The sequence below is a fragment of the Methanoculleus sp. MH98A genome (assembly GCF_000691865.1).
In the GTDB taxonomy this organism is placed as follows: Archaea; Halobacteriota; Methanomicrobia; order Methanomicrobiales; family Methanoculleaceae; genus Methanoculleus.
On sequence record NZ_JMIO01000214.1, the window covers coordinates 1 to 807 of the forward strand.

Genomic DNA, 807 nt, shown 5'->3' on the forward strand with positions numbered 1-807 from the left:
AAAATGGTCTATTCCAAAGATCTTGTTAAAGGAACCATAATAACTGATACTTGCATATCATTCAAAGTACATCCCGTAAAGAGTGATTTTGAACAGAAAGATATACATAAAATAATGGGGAGAGCTCTTTTAAAAGATGTATGCAAAAATGAGTTAGTAAAAATGAACCATATTGGTGATTATGAATAGTGAATGCCCCTTTTCATTTCAGTGAAACGCAATGCCTTATGGGAGAACAAAATGAGGGTCAATAGTTTAGCACTCTTTACAACTGTATATCCTGAAGGAGTGAATTATCTGAAGGATTGGTTCTCTTCTGTAAATTATCAGGACACTTCAGATTTTGATATCTGGATCGGGTGCGATCGCCTATCTGTTGAGGAGGCACAAAAGGCGATGGGAGGTCGTATTAAAGCGACATGGGTTATTAGATCTGGGAATGAATCACCCATTCAATTTAGGGAGAGAGCGATTCGGGAGATGATCGAGCAATATTCCGAAGTCGTGTTTGTTGATAGCGATGATATTCTTGAACCCTCCCGTGTGAGCGCCGCTCAAGCTGCTCTCCAACATTGTGATGGGTACGGGTGTTCGATGAGTATTATCAGTGAGGATGGACGTGATCTTGCAATAGAGTTTAATCGCCCCCAAAAAAAGTCCTTCCAAGATATCTTGCTTCGAAATAACATTTTTGGTCTTTCAAATACTGCTTATCGCTCTGAAATATTACGGAAATGTGTCCCGTTTCCAAAGAATTGTGTTTTGCTTGATTGGTTTATCGCGACGAGGGCCATGAATAACAAGGCA

Annotated in this window: 2 protein-coding genes; both read left to right on the forward strand. The window is 39.7% G+C overall.

What is annotated here, in order from left to right; all coding sequences use genetic code 11:
- A partial coding sequence (locus EI28_RS15165; protein ID WP_231476851.1) for a hypothetical protein occupies positions 1-189 on the forward strand: 189 nt, incomplete at its 5' end.
- A 3-nt stretch (positions 190-192) separates the two neighbouring features.
- On the forward strand, positions 193-807 hold a 615-nt coding region (locus EI28_RS14225; protein ID WP_197018529.1), incomplete at its 3' end, for a glycosyltransferase family A protein.